This is a genomic window from Blautia sp. NSJ-175 (assembly GCF_022867815.1).
In the GTDB taxonomy this organism is placed as follows: domain Bacteria; phylum Bacillota; class Clostridia; order Lachnospirales; family Lachnospiraceae; genus Blautia; species Blautia celeris.
On sequence record NZ_JALIFQ010000005.1, the window covers coordinates 164,893 to 182,811 of the forward strand.

The window sequence follows — 17,919 nt, forward strand, 5'->3', positions numbered from 1 at the left end:
TTGATAAGAACCTATAAAACCTGCTCTCGAAGTGTCCTAACCGTCTCTTTCGCACCATTTATAATCATACCAAGCTCGCTTCCCATATTAAACAAATTCATACCCTGCTGTCTGCAATAGGAAAGATATTCGATATTTGTAGATACTGTACCGCAGCTCTTTCCTGCCTTTTTAGCTGCTTCACATATTTTTGCAACAGCTGTTCTCATCTCGGCACAACCAGATTCTCCTGGGTGCCCCAGATCAGAAGAAAGATCAGACGGACCAACTACCAATGCGTCAATACCTTCGACAGCTGCTATCGCCTCTGCATTAGCAACTCCCTGACATGTTTCAATCTGAGCAAGCAAAATAGTCTTTTTATTAGCTGCCTTCATATAATCCTCAAGCCTTGGGGGAACATAGCCCGTATGGGCACGCATAGTAGACAATCCCCTCTGCCCCAATGGAGAATACTTCGCGAGTCTAACTATATTCTCTGCATCATCTTTTGTGTTGACCATGGGTACTAAAAATCCATCTGCCCCCATATCCAGAATCTTGGTAATCCATTCTCTTGTAATTTGGGGAATTCTGACAAGTACTTGCAAATCTATGCTATTGCAAACTGCCACCATAGCTGCAAGCTGAGAAAAATCAAATGGTCCATGTTCGCAATCAATAATAACAAAATCAAAACCGCCTAATTTCAACATTCTCGGAAGATTCACATTACTGATTTCTGAAATCATAGTGCTGAGTACATCTTCCCGATTCTCCATTTTCTGTTTTAACATTTACATCTCCTCCTCTGCATGGGCAGCTATTGTCTTTGACTGTTCCTTCAGACCTTTACACATACCGCAAGCAACCCGGCTTAAACGAAACATGCCCTCTAAAGCTTCGTCTTGCATAGGTGAAAGTCTGATGTTCTTCCCAGTCACTTCAGCTATTGCTTCACATAATTCCGGTGTTTTCCAGCAAACACCACCTATACAAATAACACCATTTATATTTTCCGCATCTGTCCCTAATCGCTGAATATAATACCAATAAGTCTGTGCCATATCCTTAAATGCAGCTGCAAATATATTACTAATATTCAGATTATTCTGAGTGATACCAACAATCGAACCCCCATCAGAAAAATAAGGATTATTATAAAAACTTGTCTGCACTCTCAGCCCATCCCGTACTTGTCCTGCATGCTGGTGAATATATCTCCAGATTTCCTGCTTTTCTACAGACATTCCAGTCAAAGTATTAACACTTTCCTGAAAAAATGACACAAGTACATCCAGATTTCTACCGGCCGGCATATTAGAAATCGTATTTAAATAGCCGCCTTCAAAATATGGCCGTATTTCGTACTCACCCGGTTCAAATTTCTGGGCATAACGTATAACCTGCGAAGCCGTTGCAACATTAACTGCAACCTCGCCTTCCTGTATTCTGCTTCCTAATACTGCTACCTGCATATCCCCGTAATCTGGATAGATCTTCAGATTACATGAATTGCTTCTGTAAATACCACAGACCTCGAAGTCATGCTCTGCAATCTTAGGTAATTGGATTTTTCCCAGTCCAAGCCTCTGAAGCAGTTCATTGTTCCAACAATGATGTCTGACATCAGCCATACCCATTGGAGCAGCATTACTTATATGGCAAATATTGTTTCCTGTCAATTGAGCAATCACATAAGACCCCAATGTATACAAAGTCCCATTTTTGGGAATATCACTCCCGTGTATCAACGTATACAAATTACATAAACCAAGTGATGGTTTTATATAGACACCACAATTTTTCATATCACATGGCGGCAACTCTCTCTTCAAATACTCAAGATATGTCTTTCCACTATTCGGCATATTTTCTATACACCGCATATCCTGCCAGGATATATATGTATCGTCTCTTCCAGCCACACTATAAACAAAGCCATGCATTTGTGTAGAGAGAATCACTCCCTCAATATCGTTAAACTGTGATGTATATCCATCAACTAGTTTTCTGATCTTATTACAAATCTGCAGCGCCGGTATCTCAAACAAAAACGGATTTTGTTTTGGGATTTTTTTCGGAGTTGGGAAACTTCTGTTATCAATCATACAATCCTTCTCTAAATCCAAAAGAACTGCCTTTAGAAAACTGCTTCCCACATCAATTCCAATGTATTTCATAGATATCGCCTTATTTTCTCTTTCATTGTTTATTGGTTACGCAACGTATTCAGAGCTATCAATGCATCTTTCATCGTTGCAACTGCTGTATGATAGCGAATATATTCGATAACACTTTCATCTTTTGCCATCAAAAGTTCTGTTATCCTATGGTGTGAGTCATAATAATCATGTTCATTCATGTTCAGATCCAAGGTTGCATTAATCCCCATAATACTGGATACCATGGGCTTCAATGTATAATGACATTGAGATAAGGCACAATTACCTGCCATTTCAAAAAGTCTGTCATGAAAATCATCATTTAACTGTACGACTCTGTTCCTCTGCTCTTCTTTATCATCAATCTGTTTTACAGAATAAAACTGTCCAACAATATGCAAAAGCTGTGAAAAATCATTTTTTTCTTGTTGAAGAATCAGCTGCACAGCCTCGCATTCCAGAATACTTCTCGTTTTACATAAATCTTTAATATATTTCTGATCGATTTTCTTCAAGACCTTTCTTCCATTGGGCTGTGCCTCCAAAAGTCCATCGCGTTCGAGAATCTGGAATGCAGAACGAACAGAACTGCGTGACACCTGATATTTCTGCGCTACTTCCAATTCACTGATTTGTTTCATATTCTCGTATTTACCCAACAGAATATCATGGCGCATGCCTGTAAGCACGGTAGCCACAGTTGCTTGTCTGCTGACACTAATATCCAACATATCTTTCACTCCTACCTTATATATTGTTGAAAACGGCATAGGGCAACCCGCCGCGGGTGCAGTCTGCCCTATATAATGCCTTCTCAAAAGTTATTGTACTATAACTTTCGAGAAATGTATATTTTTTCCATATGGCTTATTGCCCTATTTATTTTTTTCAATAGCAGCCTCCAATGCTTTATATAGGGCTGGATTTACTGTATTTTGGATATCATCCCAAGTAGCCTTTGTAGCTTCACGGCATTTTCCCAAATCATCTTCCGTAAATTCATAAACCTCATAACCATAATCAGATTTCAGAGTTTCCAAACTCTTCTGATCATCTTTTTCACGGTCCGCCTCATTCTCCTGGGCGTATTTACATGCTGCAATCAATTCTTCCTGCTGCTGTTCCGTAAGTCCATTATAAAATTCCAGATTAATCAAAAACGGATGGACTGTTGGCTCATGCTTACTAAGCGTTGCATAATTGGTGACTTCCTGCAGGTTATAATTAGCCAGTGTTGATGTTACCGTATTTTCCTGTGCTTCTACTACACCTTGCTGCAGTGCGGTATATAACTCTGTAAACGCAACCGTTGTAGTATTCGCCCCCAGAGAATTCCATAAGCTTATATGATATTTATTATCCATAACCCGCAGCTGCAGTCCTTTGATATCTTCGTAACAGGTAACTGGTTTTTTTGTAAATAAAGTACGGAACCCTTCTGCTCTCAGGCATCCCAGCTTCAGGTTTTTCTCCTCCAAGACTTTATCCATCGCAGCTTCTAGTTCTTCATCTGCGCAGACTTTTCTCATCTGCCAGTAACTGTCATATGCAAAGGGCAAGTCAAAGAGACAGAAATCACCCACTACATTCACATAACTTCCAGTCGAACCGGCAATCATTTGTACACTGTTGTCAACAATACTTTCTGCCAGCTCTGTATCACTTCCCAACTGTCCTGCAGGATAGACTTCCATTTTCAAATCATCTGTATTTTTTTCCAGATAATCCTGTATGGATAAAAAAAACTGACCCAATGTAGACTCTTCTGTACTGGCATGTGCTGCAATAAAAGTTGTAGCTTTTGAAGATGCATTTGTTTTACTTTCTTCTGAAGCTGATTTACTGCCTGTCGTTGTATCAGATGTAGAATTGCCGCATGATGCAAGGGAAAATACCATAGCTGCACTTATTACTAAAACCATTGATTTTTTTAAATAATTCATTATTATCCTCCTCTTTATAAAGCTTCGTTTAAGCTTCCCCCTGTTCCTCACAGCAGACAAAGGCTGATGGCTGGAACAAATGTAATAACTAACAATGCAACTGCAAATGCCAGAATAAAAGGCAATGCATGTTTACTCAATTTCATAACCGGAACTCCCGTGATACCTGAAGTAACGAACAGGTTAATACCGACAGGCGGTGTCACGAATCCTATTGCCAAATTGCATACCATGATTATTCCGAAATGAATCGTACTCATACCCATCGCTTCACAAATCGGCCATAAAATAGGAGCAAAGATCAATATTGCAGGTGTAGTATCCATAACACATCCAATAAACAAAAGAAGTAAATTTATAAATAAAAGTACTGCAACCTTACCAGGGAATGTAGTTAAAATAAATCCCGAAATCGCATCTGTTACCTGAAGCAATGCCAACGCACGTCCAAAGACTGAACTGACCCCTACTATAATTAATACAGGTGCAATCGAGCCCAGTGATTCCTTTATGATCATCGGTAACTCTGTAATTTTTAAAGTTCGATATACAAACAAACTTATGACCAGTGCATAAACAACCGAGATTGTTGCCGCTTCTGTCGGCGTGAAAATACCGCTGTAAATCCCACCCAATATAATAACAGGAGCCAATAGCGCCAGAAAACTTTTAAAAAACAGATTTCCAAAGCTCTTACTATGTAATTCCTCGTAATTATCTTCCAGCTTTTTCATATCCGGCGGATTTTTTCTGCAATAAAATATACTGTATATAATCATGCAAAGAGCAATCAGTATGCCGGGAACAACGCCTGCAATAAACAAGTCACCTACAGAAGCGCCTGTTGCTGAACCATACATGATCATCGGAATACTAGGTGGTATAATTACCCCCAATCCCCCTGCCACAGCCACAATGGCGGCGGCGAAAGACAGGCTGTACCCCATACCAGTCAGTACAGGAATCGTCATTGCACCAACAGCTGCAGCCGTTGCCGGACCGGACCCTGAGATAGCACCATAAAAAAGGCAGGTTACGATAACAGTTATGGGAAGTCCTGCACGGAACTTACCAATAAAATAAGAAAAGAAATTAAACAGTTTTGCTGCAATTCCTCCCTTTGCCATAATCTGACCGGATAGAATGAACAAAGGAACTGCAACTAAGACAAATGAATCCAAAGATGCAGTCATAGCCTGAAATGTATAGGCCGGAGTTGTCACAATGGATGGATCCTGAAGCCAAATCATAATACAGGATACTCCAATAGATACTACAATCGGCACACCGAGAAACAGAAGAATAAAAAATACGGCCAAAGAAATTAATACAATACTCATGCAGTTTCACCCCCTTTTTTCGCCGCATATAAACGCTTTACATACTTCTCAACCATTCTCAGTGCAGCAAACACCAGCCCCAGTTCCATCATCAGATAAATATAAAACATAGGAATCTCCAAAACCGCTGTGGTTGCCTGAGAAATTAAAGCTGATTTTAATTTTGTCAATCCATTACATGACATAAATATACAGAACACAAAAACAACTATGTCACCAAATACTGCCAATGGCTTTTTAGTTTTCGGCCAGAATGTCTGTATCAGATCCACCCGGATATGCTTGTCAGTCTGTACTCCATAAGAGATTCCCATTGCCGCAATAATAATTTCACAAGTTCTGGAAAGCTCTTGTGCACAGGTGATCCCGGTACCAAAAAACGAACGTCCTACTACATCAGCAAACACAATAACTGTAATCGTGACTATGGCCGCCCCCATGATGATCAGTTCAAAATTTCGATCCAGCCATTTTAAAAAATTCATAAGTGTTCCCCCTTTATATAGTAATCTGCTTAATTAACAGAAAGTCTGCCTGCACAATCAATTATTCTTTGCATTCACTGCATCGTAGTTCAGACACCAGGCAGGTTTCCTGCCTGTCAAAATTTCAACAATACCACGCGCTCCATCATAACTCATTCTTGCAAGGGATTCATCTGTCAACGCAGAGCAATGTGGAGAGAGAAGTACATTATCCATTTTCAACAGGGGATTCCCCGCCTCTACAGGCTCTGTTGCAAATACATCTAATACTGCTCCAGCGATATTACCAGTTTGTAATGCATCTGTCAGATCTTCTTCAATCATCAGGGTACCACGAGCCAGGTTCATAAAAATTGCTGTCTTTTTCATCATGTCAAACTGTTTTCTTCCAACCATGCCTATGGTAGATGGAGTTGCACCCAGATGCAATGTTACGAAATCAGCATTCATATATATATCTTCTATATTTTCTTTATATTCAATGTAATCCGGAAGATTTTTCTTGTCTGTATATGGATCGTATCCAAGGACTTTCATATCAAATCCGTTTGCTGCAATTTTTGCAACCCGGCGTCCTATATTCCCTAGTCCAATAATCCCTACAGTTTTACCTCCGATTTCATGCATTCCTCCACAGTCCTGTGCCGCAAAATCCGCCTTCTGAGTAGCCAGATGCATTTTTACTGTCTTTTGAGAAATAGCAAGCATACCAGCAATCGTATGTTCTGCCACAGAGTCTGAGTTTGCCTGTGGAGTATTTACAACATAAAGACCTAACCTTGTTGCAGTTTCAAGATCCACTACATTATCAATGCCAACACCATGTTTTGCCACAACCTTCAATTTTGTACCTGCTTTTAGAATTTCCTCATTCAAAAAATAAGTCTTTGAAAAAACCGCTTCACAATCAGTAATTAAGCTTTTCATCACTTCTTCCTCTTCAACAGGAGCCATGACCAATTCAAACCCATTCTCTACTAACAGATTTTTTCCCGCCGGATCCATATCTTGTGCCATTAATACCTTTCTACTCATTTTACTTTTCCTCCAATCGTTCTTCATTTTGTCTACTATTAATTATAATTGTCGACATTTATTGTGTTTTAAGAATACAATAATAAATCAAAATAATCAATAGTTTTTTATATATATTATAATCTTTGTGGAATTCATCCAATTCCATCGCATTTCCCTTGTAGACTTTTCACATATATTGTCGACAATTATTTTTACAGAAGAAATTGAAAAGATGTGGAAACCTAAACATTAGATAATTCAGTAACTATGATAGTACCAACCCATCTACACTGACTTAGTAAAGACACATTTGAAATTTCCAATAAAAGCATGTCATTCTTGCTCCAGCCATTTCCTCCTCTGACATTCTCAGCTTCCAATATTCTTTTCCGTGTACTATACGCCTGTACCAAAATATTTTTAAGGATTTAATCCAAATCACTACAAGGGGAATTTATCATGTAAGTTCGCTTCTGTTCCTCTTATTCGCATTCTGACATATTCCCTCCTTAACTTTTCCGGTTGTATCTGTAATTAACAATATGTTATAGTGACAACATAAGAAACTTTGTACTATTCACGCTGTAAGACATTCCTGCTGTTACAGCTTACAGCTCAACCAGGAGGTAACTATGATCCGTATTGCTGTGTGCGACGATGACACAGATTCAATTATCAATAACCAGACGATATTAAAAAACTGCCTCAGCCTGCAAAAAGCGGTAGCTGAAATACAGACCTATAATAATGGCCGGATGCTGTTAAGTGACATTTTGGAAGATCACAGCTATTTTGACCTTCTCCTTCTGGATATTGAAATGCCGGGTATCAGCGGTATGGAAATTGTTCAGGCCATAAAACCGGAGCTGCCCAACGTAAAAGTCATTTTCATTACATCCCATGTAAAATATGCCATTGACAGTTTTGAATTAGCCATATTCCGGTATGTGCCCAAGAATGACCTGGAAAAGAGACTGACCTATGCGGTTACGGATGCGTTAAAGCTCATCATGCTGGAAGATGACAAGAATTATACTGTGCTGACGGCAAACCGGATGGAAAAGGTGGGCTTCCGTGATATCCTTTATATTCTTCGCGACGGTAAGAACGCCGCGCTCCATACCTGTCACGGGATTATCAAAGTCAGGAAAAGCCTGCTGACGGTTTACGAAGAATTGGGGGCAGAAGAATTTATATTCATTGAACGGGGATGCATCATCAACCTGATACAGATCACCCAAATAAAAAACAGCAGTGTCTGCTTAAAAGACGGCACGGTCCTGCCAATCAGCCGCTCCCATCTCCAGAGTGTAAAAATGGCAGTCAATACTTATTGGGGGAAACATATATGATGATTTATGTACTTGAGTTTTTGCTTTTATTTTCCGGGATATGCTGCGGCGTTCTCAGTATCGGCAGACTGCAGGATGAAAGCAGTGAAAAATTTGCGGCCTGGGCTGCTGCTGCCGGGTTTGCAGGACTGCTCTGCTTTTTTAACAACAGCGGCAAAAGTGCGGCTGTCACTGCGGCTGCTCTTCTGGCTGTGATCCTTGTGATTTCTAAGTTTCTGTATCATTTGGACTGGAAACTGCTTTTATGCTGTGGCTGTTCTTATCTGAGCGTACTCCTGTTAACGGATGTTCTTTCTTATCTGATACTATGCAGATATTTTTCCGTACCTTTGGTTTATTGGCTTGTATTTTTGCTTCTCTGCCGGGTACCATTTTATTTCGCTCTGTTCGCATCACACCGCTTTCAGGAATGCATCAGTAATTTCAGTAATTACTATACATCCATATACGGAACTCCTGCAGTGGCATTTTGCGGAATATCCATTTTGCTGCATATGGCTTTTGCCGGACGGCCTTTAGACATATTGACCATAGTCACTATAGTTATGCTCTCTGCTCTTTTTCTCCGAATCGTTCTTGCATACAGCCACATAAAATACCAGCGTGAGAAAGAACTGCTGGACACGATTGAAATGCAAAAAGAACTGCTGGAACAGAATTACGCTGCAGTCAACAAGGCCTACTCTCAAAATGCCAAACTGTTTCATGACTTCCATCGGCATTTAGAGGTCATACACCAAATGGCAGACAGATATCATGCTCCGGAGCTCTCTCAATATATTGATTCCATTATAAGTCCTGTACAGAACATTTCTTCCATGGTATGGACCGGCAGCCAGACAGTTGATTATATCATCAACAGCAGATACGAAAAAGCAAAAAATGCCGGTATCCGTATGGAAATGAACATAGAATATCCTTATAATACCAATATTAAATCCAATGATCTGTGTACGATTCTCTCAAACCTTCTGGACAATGCGCTGGAAGCCGCAGCTATACAAAGCAGGAAAACCTCCCCTGACACATGCAGCATAAACCTTACGATTCGGCGCATTCAGAATATTCTTGTCATCAAACTGGAAAACAGCAGCCCGGAACCGAAGTATACATCTGACGGAGAACTCGTCACCGTAAAAAAGGAAAATGAACCGATGCTGCACGGCTGGGGTATGAAAAATATTGAAGCAGCCGTACAAAAATATGATGGTATTCTCCAGACTGCCTATGCTGACCATATCTTTCAGACTACCATTACTATGTGCTTTGAAGGCATAGAAATGGACTCTCCCGAATCCTGAATTTCCGGAGGGCTGTGATGCCCTCCCGTACTGTCCGGAGCCTCACGGAATCCTTGCGGGCTCCTTTCCCCATCCGACTTATAAGGCGTCTTCCCGTGTACGGCTTCTGGCGCTGGTATCCATAGTTCATAACTCATTTCTCACAATCCCACTATAACTTACATATAATAGTAAAGACTGACTTTTGTGCCGGAAAAGAGGCGATAATCGTATGCATTCAAACTGCCATGATGACTCAGTTCAAAGGAATTCATCTGAGTCAGAACATGATATACAGAAAGAATCCATGGAATACATACCTCCCTGCTGCAGAAAAAACACCTGCTGCTGTCCGAATTGCTGCTGCAAACGCGGTCCTACCGGGCCTGCCGGTCCTCCGGGACCCACGGGGCCAATGGGACCTGATGGTCCTGCCGGCATGACCGGCTCGATTGGACCGACCGGTCCCACTGGCATAACCGGCTCTACTGGACCGACCGGTCCCACCGGTATGACTGGCTCTACTGGTGCTACCGGTCCCACTGGTATGACTGGCATAACTGGCTCTACCGGGCCTACTGGCATGACTGGCTCCATTGGACCTACCGGTCCCACCGGTATGACTGGACCTATGGGCCCCATCGGTATAACTGGCTCAATCGGGCCTACCGGCCCCACCGGTATGACTGGACCTATGGGCCCCACCGGACCTGCTGGTATAACTGGCTCCATTGGACCTACCGGTCCTACTGGCTTAACCGGTTCTACTGGAGCCACTGGACCTACTGGTTTATCTGGCCCCATCGGGCCTACGGGCTTAACGGGTTCCACTGGTCCTACCGGGCCAACTGGCTTAACCGGTTCCACTGGACCTGCCAGGCCTACTGGTTTATCTGGCCCCATCGGGCCTACGGGCTTAACCGGTTCCACTGGTCCTACCGGGCCAACTGGCTTAACCGGTTCCACTGGTCCTACCGGGCCAACTGGCTTAACCGGTTCCACTGGACCTGCCGGGCCTACTGGCTTAATCGGCCCCATCGGGCCTACGGGCTTAACCGGTTCCACTGGTCCTACTGGCCCAACGGGTTCCATTGGACCTACTGGTTCTATTGGTCCAATCGGGCCCACCGGAAGTACAGGTGCCACCGGACCTACCGGGCCCGACGGACCCATCGGAAACACAGGCGCCACCGGACCTACGGGGCCCGACGGACCCATTGGAAACACAGGTGCCACCGGACCTACCGGGCCCGATGGACCCATCGGAAACACAGGCGCCACCGGACCTACCGGGCCCGACGGACCCATTGGAAACACAGGTGCCACCGGACCTACGGGGCCCGACGGCCCCACCGGAAGCACAGGTGCCACCGGACCTACCGGACCCACCGGTATAATCCCGGATGATACGTTTGCCTCCTTTTCCAACTATGCACTGCAGCTTATTGACAGCACGCTGATTCCCCTCCTCCCTCAGATTTCCGATTCCACCGGTCAAATTTCCTATGAAAGCCCGGCCACTGTTATCCTAGGACCAGGTTATTACTTAATATCTTACGGTGTTTCAGCAATCCTGCGGACCGAAGGATATATGCAGATTACACCTTTTTACAACAGCGCTGCGCACCTTGATCAAGGAATTTATTTCAAAACTGGTTCTGACTCTTCAAGCGCTACAGGTTCAACTTATTTCATTCTTTACGCCCCTGCGCAGACAAGATTAAATTTCACTTTTAACAGCCCTGTATCTGTCATTGAAGGAGAAATATCCCTGACTATTGTAAAATTAAGGCGGAATTCCTGAATGCAGATTCATACTTTCATTTTTTTCTCAATTTAAAAAACAACTTCAAATCCCCGTTGTCCGTTATATCATTTCACTTATAATACCGTTTCGCATCACTATATCGGATTTTCACACTCATCATGCATTTTCTGTATTCATTTAAAATCAGGGTCTTTAAACCCTCAACGAGTTAAAGGAGATATTATGATTTTTTCTAATTTTCGTAGTAAACGCAGTCACGATGACTGTATGGAATACGATCAAAATTTACAGGAAACGTCTACGGAGGCCAATAAGAATTATTGCAGTATAGCCGACTCAACCAGACCGGCCGGCTTAACCGGCCCTGCCGGACCCACTGGACCAACCGGCTTAACCGGTCCTGCCGGACCCACTGGACCAACCGGCTTAACCGGCCCTGCCGGACCCACTGGACCAACCGGCTTAATCGGTCCTACCGGACCCACTGGACCAACCGGCTTAATCGGTCCTATCGGCCCCACTGGACCAACCGGCTTAACCGGTCCTGCCGGACCCACTGGACCAACCGGCTTAACTGGCCCTGCCGGACCCACTGGACCAACTGGCTTAATCGGCCCTGCCGGACCCACTGGACCAACCGGCTTAACCGGCCCTACCGGACCAACCGGTTTAAACGGCCCTGCCGGTCCCGCTGGTCCTGCCGGAAAACCTGCCCCCAGACCGGCTTATGCTGCCTTTCACAGCACCCAGTCCCAAACGATTCCTGCGGCCGCGCCTAACGCCGCCCCCGTTTCCATAACCTCCGACATTTTAAACGATATACGCCTCGAGGAAGACGGAATCACCATCACATTTCTGCGCACCGGTTTATACCACATCAGCTACGGTATTATCGCCACATCCGCTGCAGGACCTGATGCCTCAATAGGCATATATGAATCCAAACACGGTACACCGGTTCCTGCTGCCGCTGCCTCCATACGCCCTCTGCTGACCGGCAACCGGGAAGTGAACGGCACGTTCATGAGCACTTATTCATCCGGAGATACCATTTTTCTGGGAATCAGCAGCTCCAATCCGGTCACATTGTTTACCAATACGACCGAAAGTGCGGTAAATGCCCATATCACCATCAACTCACTGGATCTGTACGACTAACAACAGCCACTTCCCTCGAAACGATCCAACCATTTCACTGTACCAATAAAAAGACGGGGCTGACACATGCAAAACAACATGTCAGCCCCTGCAGCTATATATTCTGTTTATCTATATATTTATCTCTGTCCTCTCTTCTTTTCCTGTACCTCCTCCGACTGGAAATTGCCGCAAATAGGATAAATGCCCCAATCAAAATAAAGGTTCCTATCCTATCAGCCTACCATTCTTTATTCTTTGAAATCCGTACAGATATACCAATCGAAATACATACCACAGCCGCAAGATAAAGCACAAGCAGACACGGCCCCAGATATCTGTTTTCACTGAGCATCCGGAACAGAACACCGGTACGGATATCCGCTTTTTCCACCACAAACATGGTCAGCAAGATCCCCACCACCGGCACATACATAAAAACCCTCCCTTTGATCGGCCCAAATTTATAATACGCCGGAATCTGAAAGCAGACATATGTAATATAAAGTACCATACCAGCCAATACTGCCGTCATAACTTCCTTACCTGAAACATTGACCCCAAGCATCCCCAGAATCAAGGGCTGCAAAATACCAGACACTGACACAGCCAAAATTCCCATCAAAAACGCATGCAGATATTTCCCGCAGACCAGTGCCTTCACTGAAACAGGCAGAATGCGGTAAAGCCTCTGCATATCATTTTTATCTGCCACTGAAAATGTATAGATAGACGACATTGCCATCATAAACATTGCAAAGGAAATTCCCACTGCAAGCGTACGGTAAAGCAGAATAAAAGCCAGGGGAATAAGAAGCGTAAAACAAATGGACTTATAATAATACTTCAAAAGATTAAAATCCAGCTTGGCAGCCTTCCATATTTTCATAACAAAACATCTCCTTTACTGACAAATACAATAATATCATCCATAACCGCCGGCCTGGTCTGCAGACCGGCAAGACCGGACAGCTCCTCCCTGCGGACCAGCGCCTCAAAAGAATCCGGATATATCTTAATATTAGGCATTGCCGCCTTACGTTCCGGTGTCAATTGTCTGCTGCTTCCGGAAACGATACAATAACTCTCTGTAAGCTTCTCCTTTTCCCCGGAATAAAGCAGCTTTCCGCGATTGATAAAGGTGATGCTGTCGGCAATTTTATTCAGATCCGGTGTAATATGTGTAGAAAAAAGGACACTATGCCTCTTGTCCTTCGTATATTCTAAAAGAATATCCAGCAGCTCATCCCTGGATACAGGGTCCAATCCGCTGGTAGGCTCATCAAGAATCAACAGTTCTGCTCTGTGTGAAAAAGAACAGGCCAGCATCAGCTTCATCTGCATGCCCTTTGAAAGCTCCTTGACACGTTTCTCTCTGTTTATCCGAAACTTCTCCAGATACCTGTAATAAACTTCTGTGTCCCAATTTTCATAAAACATGCCCATAGCCTTCTCCACGTCCGGCATTTTCCATTCATCCACAAAAAAATGTGAGTCAAACACTACCCCGATTCTTTCTTTAAATATCTGCTCTTCCTTTATATGGTCAAATCCCAATACCGTGATCGAACCGGACTGCTTCTTCAGCAGATTCAGTATCAGCTTGATCGTAGTTGTTTTTCCGGAACCATTCGGCCCGATCAGCCCCATTATGGAACCTGTCGGAACGGAAAAGCTGATATTCTCTAAAGTAAAATCCGGAAATCTTTTGGTCAGCCCTTCCACATGCAAAGCGTCTGTCATAATCCATTCCTCCGTTTCTTTCTGATAACAGAAGTTTACCGCAGAAATATGCATAGTACACAAAATGTCCGCAATCTGCACCTCAATGTCCATCATCCGTCCTTCATTTCTGCTCATCCCCGGCACTTCCCCATAACGTTTCACTGTCGATGAAACAAACACTTCAGATGATATTTGCACCGTAATACTCCGCCAAACCGCCGCAGAAGAATTACCGTTATTTCATTGCTAATGCCCGAAAATAACGGTATAATATCATCATCAATTGAAAAAGGAGCAGGCAAATGAAAAAATATGAATATGTAAATGTAGAATACAAAATGAAAGATATGGTAATGGCATCTGTTTCCGAACACCGGGAAATCATTGATTGCTACGCCAATCAGGGATATACCTATGTCGGCATGATACCAACAGAAATCAGTGCAAACGGCTGCATCAGAAAAATGGACCTGATTTTTGGGAAAGATGAATCATTATGAAACTGTTCTTTGAAATTTGTATCGGATTGACAACCGGCCTTATCGCAGGCTTTGTATGTGCCGGATTGAAACAGATATTCAGAAAAAATTATACAGAAGAAGAAAAAGCTCATGCCCGGAGGATGATCAACAGGTTTTCCGCCGTATTAAAATATTTTACATTTTTGCTTCTTATCATTGGACTTGTCTGGTGTGTGTATTTCCTGGTTCTGGGCGCAATGATCCCGGAGCAGACCGATTACGCCAACAATATGGCAGAATTGATCGTATCTGTTCTTACTGTTATTTCTATCATTTTCGCGTTTGTTGAGTTCTTAAGAAGAAAAAGTGACTGATAAAAAAACAGAGCATTCAGGCGATCCGTCTGGACACCTATGAGGAAAATCTTCCGGCTGCCCGGTTATATAAAAAATAGTAAATATGAGCTGTTTGACATTTCCATGCGGTCATATTAAAAAAAGGTTGTTATGGGTTTGTAAGCATTAGGCGGATAAGGCGTACTTAACAAATAATAATTAGGTGATGAGATAAAATGACTGAAATTAGATATGTACAATTAGAGGACAAAGAATTTTGGTATGGACTTGATAAGCATTTATCAAATAAAGAATTTGAAAAAAAAGTGCGTGACAAGCAAGGATATATTTTATTGGAAGATAACAAGCCAATAGGACTATTAAGATTTAATCTTTTTTGGGATAACACACCATTTTGCACAATGTTATTCGTTGATTGGAATTATCAAGGAAAAGGTTATGGAAAAAAACTTATGGAATATTGGGAGTCTGATATGAAATCTCAAGGATATGGTATGCTATTGACTTCTACACAGGTTGATGAAGAAGCACAACATTTTTATAGAAAATTGGGCTACAAAGATTGTGGTGGCTTTGTTGTAGATATTCCAAAATATGAGCAGCCAATGGAGATGTTTTTAATCAAAGCAATTTGACAACTTCCGGTTTGTCGGGCTGATTAAATGCGCCTTCTTGATATAAGATGTGCAAGTAACGTACCTGTACCCTCAAAAAACAGGTTTCTAACATTCCGCATATGTGTCCTTTTACCAGCTGGAAAGAAAGGCTTGTGGTGCCCAAATGGTGCCCGACAGTACAAAACCATCTGTTGAAAAGTAGTGCTATGAAAAACCGACATATGAGGAAATAAAAATGCGGCTATCAATATATAGGGCTGGCCAATCTGGGACTTGAGGAAATATATGCCCACTTAATCCGACAAAATAATGGCCGCAGGCACATAACCTGCGGCCATCCTTCCGAAATCCCTTCGGCCCCCTCTCCTGCATCAATGCACATTCAGCATTTCGTATAACTTTCACCAAAATCTTTCAATATAAAATTCTCTACCAAACGGCTTAATATCTGGGCCTGGGAAGACAGTTCTTCACTGGCTGCAGCGCTTTCTTCCGCTGTGGCTGAATTCGTCTGCACTACGCCGGATATCATGGTAAGGCTGTCTGTGATATGGCGGATCGCATCGGACTGTTTTACGGATGCTTCCGTAATATGGTTCAGAGCCTCCGCCACACTGTCAACCCCCTCTACCACTTCCCTGAGCACCTGGTCAGTCTCATTAGCTGTCCTTTTTCCATGTTCAACGGTGCGGAGGGACTTTTCTATCAGCGCGGCTGTACTTTTGGACGCGGATGCCGATTTATTTGCCAGGTTGCGCACCTCTTTGGCCACCACGGAAAAGCCTTTTCCATGTTCCCCTGCGCGCGCTGCTTCCACGGCCGCATTCAGAGCAAGGATATTGGTCTGAAAGGCAATATCCTCAATGGTTTTCATGATCGTGCCAATCTCATGGGAACCCTTGCTGATCTCTGACATTGCCCCCAGCATCTCCTGCATACAACGGCTGCTTTTCTTTGCCTGGCCCATGACTTTTTCAGCTCTGGCACTGGCCTCCTGTGCACTTTCCGCATTTTGGCTGACCTGATCAGATATCTCACCGATCGTGCCTGTCAGTTCCTCTATGGAGGATGCCTGCTCTGTGGCTCCCCGTGCCAGAACCTGTGCACCGGAGGATACCTGTTCCGAACCGGAGGCAACTTCGTCTGCCGACTGACTGATCTGAAGCAGGGTATCACTCAGACTGGTATTGATATCCTTCATGGACTCCAGAAGCTGCCGAAATTCCCCTACATAGCACTCCTCATTCTCACACTGCACATTAAAGTTACCCTCTGCCATCTGGTTTAAAAGCTTTGTTTCATCCTGAATGACACAGACTAAATTTGCAGTCATTGTGCGTATATTTTCTGCAAGGTTCCCCATCTCATCCCTGGACTTATAGCGGATCTTCACATCCGAGAGTTCTCCTTTTGCCATGCTGCGGGCTGCCTTCTCCAGCTCGTCTACCGGCCTGGTGATCCCGCGGGTGATATAGACCCCAAAAACAATGCTGATGACCACACTGATACTGCCCAGCATCAGCAGCGTCACGATTGCCTTCTCCTGTTTCTCTTTCAGCCCCGCAACCAGTTCTTCGCCTTTCCTGTTTCCGTTCTCCACAAGACTGTCCAGTTCTTCCTGTGCTTCCTGAATCACAAATATATTGTTGTTCTCCATATACGCAGCAGCTTCGGCATTCTTATTTTCTCCGGCAAGCTGGAGGACCTTTTCTCTCATGGGTGCCAGCCTGGTAAGTGCATCCTCCAATCGTTCAATGATCTGCGGGTCTCCCAGAAAATGTTCCCGAATCACAGGAAGCTGTTCCTGGATAATCGCGGCGGATTCCCCCGCATCGGCAATAGCATCCTTTATGATCACCGGATCGGAATTGGATATGGACCTGTAAACAGCCTTCTGCATCCTCTCAAAATTGGAATTGATAATATTGGCACTTCCATTGACCATAAACGGACCTTCATAGAAAGTCTCTGTCTGTTCTCCCATATTTAGTAAATCCACCACACTCACGGCGCATCCCAAAATGAGCATTGTGAGTATCAAAGCGTAGGAGATAAATAGTTTTCGTGATAACTTTAAATTTTTCATTTTCCGCTGCCTCCGCTACATTCTTTTCCTTTTGTCTTAAAACACACATGAGCAGTGTTGACTTATTGGAAATTATAGCATAAAACCGGTAATAAAGATATGGAAACTGAAAGATTTTACAGATTTCAACCGCAAAACCGGCAGGAAATGAATCGGGCCTGCCGCTTCACAGCCATTATACGACTACAGGCCGCCCAACACATGAGCG

Annotated in this window: 16 protein-coding genes; 6 read left to right on the forward strand and 10 right to left on the reverse strand. The window is 43.4% G+C overall.

Going from position 1 to position 17,919, the window contains the following annotated elements:
• Window positions 1–11 precede the first annotated feature (11 nt).
• The 7 genes from MUB35_RS10020 to MUB35_RS10050 all read right to left on the reverse strand — a co-directional run bounded on the left by MUB35_RS10020 (window position 12) and on the right by MUB35_RS10050 (window position 6,947).
• Window positions 12–776, reverse strand: a complete 765-nt coding sequence (locus MUB35_RS10020; protein WP_244806129.1) for an HpcH/HpaI aldolase family protein — start codon at window positions 774–776, stop codon at window positions 12–14.
• Window positions 777–2,162 (reverse strand): sedoheptulokinase, encoded by a 1,386-nt coding sequence (locus MUB35_RS10025; RefSeq protein WP_244806130.1) that lies wholly within the window; start codon window positions 2,160–2,162, stop codon window positions 777–779. It lies immediately after the preceding gene.
• A gap of 29 nt (window positions 2,163–2,191) precedes the next feature.
• Window positions 2,192–2,875 (reverse strand): GntR family transcriptional regulator, encoded by a 684-nt coding sequence (locus MUB35_RS10030; RefSeq protein ID WP_052099530.1) that lies wholly within the window; start codon window positions 2,873–2,875, stop codon window positions 2,192–2,194.
• Window positions 2,876–3,019: 144 nt separating this feature from the next.
• Entirely contained in the window at window positions 3,020–4,087 is a 1,068-nt protein-coding gene (locus tag MUB35_RS10035; protein ID WP_244806131.1) for a TRAP transporter substrate-binding protein, read from the reverse strand.
• 47 nt (window positions 4,088–4,134) lie between these two features.
• Window positions 4,135–5,427 carry a TRAP transporter large permease gene (locus MUB35_RS10040; RefSeq protein ID WP_244806132.1) on the reverse strand — a complete coding sequence of 431 codons (1,293 nt, stop codon included), beginning with the start codon at window positions 5,425–5,427 and terminating at the stop codon, window positions 4,135–4,137.
• Window positions 5,424–5,912, reverse strand: coding sequence for a TRAP transporter small permease (locus tag MUB35_RS10045; RefSeq protein WP_244806133.1), 489 nt, complete (start codon window positions 5,910–5,912; stop codon window positions 5,424–5,426). The genes MUB35_RS10040 and MUB35_RS10045 overlap by 4 nt, the downstream gene beginning before the upstream one ends.
• 57 nt (window positions 5,913–5,969) lie before the next feature.
• Window positions 5,970–6,947 (reverse strand): hydroxyacid dehydrogenase, encoded by a 978-nt coding sequence (locus MUB35_RS10050; RefSeq protein ID WP_244806134.1) that lies wholly within the window; start codon window positions 6,945–6,947, stop codon window positions 5,970–5,972.
• A 614-nt stretch (window positions 6,948–7,561) separates the two neighbouring features.
• Between MUB35_RS10050 and MUB35_RS10055 the strand changes: the two genes are divergently transcribed.
• The 3 genes from MUB35_RS10055 to MUB35_RS30465 all read left to right on the forward strand — a co-directional run bounded on the left by MUB35_RS10055 (window position 7,562) and on the right by MUB35_RS30465 (window position 12,487).
• A complete protein-coding gene (locus MUB35_RS10055) occupies window positions 7,562–8,281 on the forward strand; it encodes a LytR/AlgR family response regulator transcription factor (protein WP_033141924.1) in 720 nt (239 codons plus the stop codon).
• The gene (locus MUB35_RS10060; RefSeq protein ID WP_244806135.1) at window positions 8,278–9,582 is read left to right on the forward strand and encodes an ATP-binding protein; all 1,305 of its coding nucleotides are present in this window, start codon (window positions 8,278–8,280) and stop codon (window positions 9,580–9,582) included. Before MUB35_RS10055 ends, MUB35_RS10060 begins: the two co-directional genes overlap by 4 nt.
• A gap of 2,770 nt (window positions 9,583–12,352) precedes the next feature.
• Window positions 12,353–12,487 carry a hypothetical protein gene (locus MUB35_RS30465; RefSeq protein ID WP_255785653.1) on the forward strand — a complete coding sequence of 45 codons (135 nt, stop codon included), beginning with the start codon at window positions 12,353–12,355 and terminating at the stop codon, window positions 12,485–12,487.
• A 220-nt stretch (window positions 12,488–12,707) separates the two neighbouring features.
• On the opposite strand, the gene MUB35_RS10075 is transcribed toward MUB35_RS30465, so the two are convergent.
• Both MUB35_RS10075 and MUB35_RS10080 read right to left on the reverse strand, forming a co-directional pair.
• A complete protein-coding gene (locus MUB35_RS10075; protein WP_244806136.1) occupies window positions 12,708–13,355 on the reverse strand; it encodes an ABC-2 transporter permease in 648 nt (215 codons plus the stop codon).
• Window positions 13,352–14,326 (reverse strand): ABC transporter ATP-binding protein, encoded by a 975-nt coding sequence (locus MUB35_RS10080; RefSeq protein ID WP_331477462.1) that lies wholly within the window; start codon window positions 14,324–14,326, stop codon window positions 13,352–13,354. The genes MUB35_RS10075 and MUB35_RS10080 overlap by 4 nt, the downstream gene beginning before the upstream one ends.
• A gap of 167 nt (window positions 14,327–14,493) precedes the next feature.
• On the opposite strand from MUB35_RS10080, the gene MUB35_RS10085 reads away from it, so the two are divergent.
• The 3 genes from MUB35_RS10085 to MUB35_RS10095 all read left to right on the forward strand — a co-directional run bounded on the left by MUB35_RS10085 (window position 14,494) and on the right by MUB35_RS10095 (window position 15,643).
• Window positions 14,494–14,691 (forward strand): DUF4177 domain-containing protein, encoded by a 198-nt coding sequence (locus tag MUB35_RS10085; protein WP_244806137.1) that lies wholly within the window; start codon window positions 14,494–14,496, stop codon window positions 14,689–14,691.
• Window positions 14,688–15,026: a hypothetical protein gene (locus tag MUB35_RS10090; protein ID WP_054352766.1), complete on the forward strand. Its 339-nt coding sequence runs from the start codon at window positions 14,688–14,690 to the stop codon at window positions 15,024–15,026. The genes MUB35_RS10085 and MUB35_RS10090 overlap by 4 nt, the downstream gene beginning before the upstream one ends.
• Window positions 15,027–15,223: 197 nt before the next feature.
• Window positions 15,224–15,643: a GNAT family N-acetyltransferase gene (locus tag MUB35_RS10095; protein ID WP_103731627.1), complete on the forward strand. Its 420-nt coding sequence runs from the start codon at window positions 15,224–15,226 to the stop codon at window positions 15,641–15,643.
• A 364-nt stretch (window positions 15,644–16,007) separates the two neighbouring features.
• Here the strand turns inward: MUB35_RS10095 and MUB35_RS10100 are convergent, their stop codons facing one another.
• Window positions 16,008–17,711, reverse strand: a complete 1,704-nt coding sequence (locus tag MUB35_RS10100) for a methyl-accepting chemotaxis protein (RefSeq protein ID WP_244806138.1) — start codon at window positions 17,709–17,711, stop codon at window positions 16,008–16,010.
• Window positions 17,712–17,919: the final 208 nt, after the last annotated feature.